This window comes from Burkholderiales bacterium (assembly GCA_013695435.1).
Classification (GTDB): Bacteria; Pseudomonadota; Gammaproteobacteria; order Burkholderiales; family JACMKV01; genus JACMKV01.
Genome location: JACDAM010000229.1, coordinates 1 through 4,520, shown reverse-complemented (window position 1 = coordinate 4,520; position 4,520 = coordinate 1). Strand labels below are relative to the sequence as shown.

The 4,520-nt window shown below is 61.5% G+C and carries 2 protein-coding genes; both read left to right on the top strand.

Annotated features, from left to right (window positions below; all coding sequences use genetic code 11):
• The first annotated feature begins 72 nt into the window (after window positions 1-72).
• Entirely contained in the window at window positions 73-2,313 is a 2,241-nt protein-coding gene (locus tag H0V78_11520; protein ID MBA2352380.1) for an adenylate/guanylate cyclase domain-containing protein, read from the top strand.
• A gap of 14 nt (window positions 2,314-2,327) precedes the next feature.
• A partial coding sequence (locus H0V78_11515) for a FecR domain-containing protein (GenBank protein MBA2352379.1) occupies window positions 2,328-4,520 on the top strand: 2,193 nt, incomplete at its 3' end.

Sequence of the window (4,520 nt, the reverse complement as noted above, 5' to 3'; positions counted from 1 at the left end):
GTTTTGAGAACGGCGCGGGATGCGGACTTTTAGAATCGCGCCGAGGCACTTTTAAACACGCATCCGTCGGGCATGCGGGACAATGGCGCAATATTCAAGGGCATCAAGCTCGGAGTCCTGACTGGCCTCCTTGGGTTGTTGTTGAGTGCGACGCCGCTCGGCGCCGATCTCGAGGAAGAGTTCGCGCTGCGCTGGCTGTTCCAGAGCAGGGGCGCGAGGCCTGCGCCCGCACAGGTGATGGTCATCGCGATCGATCGCGAATCCTCCGAGCGCCTCGGCTTTGCCAACGATCCCGGCAAATGGCCGCGCAGCATCCACGCGAAGCTGATCAAAAAATTGCAGAACGCCGGCGTCAAGGTCATCGCCTTCGATCTGCTGTTTGACAAAAGCCGCGAAGCGGAATATGACATTGAACTGGCGCATGCGATGCGCGCCGCCGACAACGTCGTGCTGGTGGCATACCTGAAGCGAAAAATCATTCCAGGCGAGGCCGCGATCGACGAACTGGTGATGCCGGTTCCCGAAATCGCCGCCGCCGCTGCCGCGGTCGCGCCGTTTCCTTTGCCGAAAGTGCCCGCGCGCGTGAACGCCTACTGGAGCTTTGTCGACAGCGGCGGCGATGATCGCCCGGTGTTTCCGGTCATCGCGTTTCAGATTTATGCGGCGCCCGTCTACGCTGAATTTCTCGATCTGCTGCAGCGGGTCAGCCCGGCCGAGGCAGCGAAATTGCCTGCCTTTACCATTACCGACAGAGGCATCGGCAATGGCGAAGTGCTGCGGCTGGCCACGTCGTTACGCGAATTATTCGCGAACGATCCGCGCATCGCGAAGCAGATGCTGCGCCTGCTGCAGGACAGCGGCATCGATGCGCCGGCAAGACGGACGCTGACTGCGCTGATTCATCTTTATGACGACGGCGACATGCGCTATTTGAATTATTACGGCCCGGCGCGCAGCATCGAAACGCTTCCGTACGCGGAGGCTTTGACATTGCTCGGATCGTCCGACAGCGCGGCGAACTTTAACGGCAAAGCGGTGTTCGTGGGTTTCGCCGAATCCACGCAACCCGAACAGAAAGACAACTACTACACGGTTTTCTCGGAAGCCAGCGGTCTCGATCTCAGCGGCGTCGAAATCGCCGCGACGGCTTTTGCCAATCTATCGGAAGACCTGTCGCTGCGCAGACCTGGTGCGCCGACGTTGCTCGCCGTCGTTTTTGCGTTCGGATTGATTGTTTGCGTGATTTGCCTCAGCTTCCCGATCGCGCTCGCCGTGATTTCGGTGTTCGGGTTCACAGGAATTTATTTCGCGATTGCCGTTCACCAGTTCGCCACTGCCGGCATCTGGCTGCCTTTGTTCGTTCCGCTCTGTCTGCAAGCGCCGGCGGCGTTAGCGGCCGCGGGTTTTTTCAGGTACAGACACGCCGACCGCGAACGGCTGAACATCCGCCGCGCGTTCGGCTACTACCTGCCGAAAAACGTCGTCGATCAGCTCGCGCAAAAACTCGGCACGACGGCTGCCACTGCGGCGCCGCAGCTCGTTTACGGAACCTGTCTCGCCACCGACGTCGAGCGCTTTACCGCCGTCGCCGAAGACATGGATCCGGCGCAGCTCAGCGTCCTGATGAACGAGTATTACCAGACGGTGTTTCGCCCGATTCACCAACTCGGCGGCATCGTCTCCGATGTCGAAGGCGATGCCGTGCTCGCCATCTGGACGGCATCGCAGCCGGACCATGCGCTTAAACGGCGCGCTTGCGTTGCCGCCCTCGATATCGCCGCCGCCGTCGGTCAGTTCAATCGTCATTCGGAGCGCGCCGCGCTGTGCACGAGGATCGGGCTCGATGCCGGCAGCATGTCGCTGGGCAGCATCGGCGGCGGCGAGCATTATGAATATCGCGCGGTCGGCGATATCGTGAATACCGCGCACCGGATTCAGGGGCTTAATAAAGAGCTGCGTACGTGCGTGCTGGCCTCGCAAGCGGCGGTCGAGGGCGTCGACGGATTTTTGCTGCGCGGTCTGGGCAGTTTCCTGCTGGCCGGTAAATCGAGAACCTCGGAAATATTCGAGTTGCTGTGCCGTAGCGAGGAAGCCAGCCGCGATCAGCGATGGCTTTGTGATGCGTTCGCCGAAGCGTTGAAAAGCTATCGCGCGCGCCAGTGGCTTGCAGCACGCACCGGATTCGCCGAAATTCTGCGCGCGTTTCCAGAGGATGGCCCGACACGTTTCTATCTGAAGCTGATCAAGCGCTACGGCAGCGATCCGCCCGTCGATGCATGGAACGAAGGGCTGGTTCGTATCGCCGGGAAATGACATTGCCTTGAGCCATGATGAAGCCATTGCGCAACGCGTGCCGAAGTCTGCTGATGGTCACCGCCTTGGGTGCTATGGCAGAGAGCCATGCGCAATCCGCCCAGCGCTGTGAGCCGGCCGCCGGCAGGATCGTCTCCGTCCAGGGAAACATCGAATTGCGCAGCGCCGGGCAAACCGAGTGGCAGCCGGCAAAACTCGACGATGCCTTATGCGCCGGCGATACGCTGCGGGTGAAGGAACACAGCCGCGGCTCGATCGCGCTTGCCAATGCGACACTGCTGCGCCTCGACCAGCAGACCACCGTCACGCTGGTCGGCGTCGCGGAGGCCAGGCCATCGTTGCTCGAACTCTGCCGGGGCGCGATCCATTTCATGACGCGCACGCGAAAATCGCTGCGCATCATCACGCCTTTTGTGAACGCCGCGGTCGAAGGCACCGAGTTCACGATCAACCATACCGACGCGCACGACACCATCAGCGTTTATGAGGGACATGTGTCGGCCAGTAACGAGCCGGCGCGCCCGCGCCCGGAGAGCTGCGAAGCGCCGCCTGCATCCGCGTCGACTGAAGGCGGAACGCTGCTGTTGGCTAGCGGGGAATCGGCGAGGATTCCGCTCGATCGGGCGCCGTTCAAACTGGCGCAAATCGTTGTACGCCCCGAGGATTCGGTGCAGTGGGCGCTGTATTATCCGCCGCTCGGCGATGACCTCATCGACGAAGCTTTTGCCCGGCAGGAAACGACGCCGCGGATGCGCGAATCCATCGCGCATTATCGCGCCGGCAGAATCACGCAGGCGTTGTCGAGCATCGAGCAAGCCGGCGACAGCCAGACGATAGGCGACCCGCGTTTTCACACCTACCGCGCCGGGCTATTGCTGGCGGTCGGGCGCGCCGACGAAGCCAACCTCGCACTCCAGCAGGCCTTGAATCTCGATTCGCGCAACAGCGCAGCCTACGCGTTGCGCGCGATCATCAGCGTTGCGCAAAACGACAAGGGCGCGGCGCTGATTTTCGCGCGAAGCGCCGTTCGATTCGATGAAAAATCCGCGCCCGCGCTGATTGCGCTGTCCTATGCGGAGCAGGCGAATTTCGACCTCGAGCAGGCGCTCGCCAGCACGAAAAAAGCCGTCGATCTGGAGCCGCAAAACGCGCTCGCCTGGGCGCGCGTTGCCGAGCTCGAAATGTCGCTCGGCAAACTCGACGAAGGCCTGCAGGCGGCGCGACGCGCAGCGGACCTGAATCCAAATCTCCCGAGAGCGCAGACGGTGCTTGGTTTTGCCAGTCTGACGCGCATCGATACCCGTGCGGCAAAAGCGTCATTCGAAACAGCGATCGCCCTCGATCAGGCCGACCCGTTGCCGCGCCTCGGTCTGGGCCTTGCCCGAATACGCGAAAACGATCTCGAAGCCGGCCGCCGCGAAATCGAAATCGCCGCCAACCTCGATCCCGCGAGTTCGCTGCTGCGCAGTTATCTGGGCAAAGCCTACTTCGAAGAACGGCGTGAGGGGCTGGCCGGAACCCAGTTCGATCTCGCCAAACAGCTCGATCCGCGCGATCCGACACCGTGGTTCTACGACGCAATCCGCAAGCAGACCGACAACCAGCCGGTTGCAGCGCTCGACGACCTCGAAAGATCGATCGATCTCAACGATAACCGCGCCGTCTACCGCTCGCGGCTGCTGCTCGATCAGGACCGCGCGACACGCGACACGAGTCTGGCGCGAGTTTATGACGATCTCCGTTTCGACCAGCTCGCTCTTGTCGAAGCCTCGAAATCATTAAGCCTCGATCCCGCTAATCACTCAGCGCATCGCTTTTTATCCGACGCGTTCGCGAGAACACCTCGTCATGAAATCGCACGCGTGAGCGAATTACTGCAGTCTCAGCTGCTGCAACCGCTCAATGTCAATCCGGTCCAGCCGCGACTCGCCGCGCCCGACCTCAATATCGTTACCGGCGCGGGACCGGCAGAAGCCGCATTTAACGAGTTTCATCCGCTGTTCGAGCGCAATCGGCCGCAGCTAGTGGCCTCGGGACTTGTTGGCAACAACGGCACATTTGGGGACGAGGCGGTGCTGTCGGGGCTTGCCGGGCGGGTGTCATACAGCCTCGGCCAATTTCATTACGAGACCGACGGATTCCGCGAGAACAACGACCTGCAGCACGATATATACAACGCCTTTGTGCAGTTCGCGGTGACGCCAAAA

Bases quoted from the DNA above. Each gene is read 5' to 3' on its own strand.
- H0V78_11520 (MBA2352380.1), top strand. From the start codon at position 73: ATGCGGGACAATGGCGCAATATTCAAGGGCATCAAGCTCGGAGTCCTG.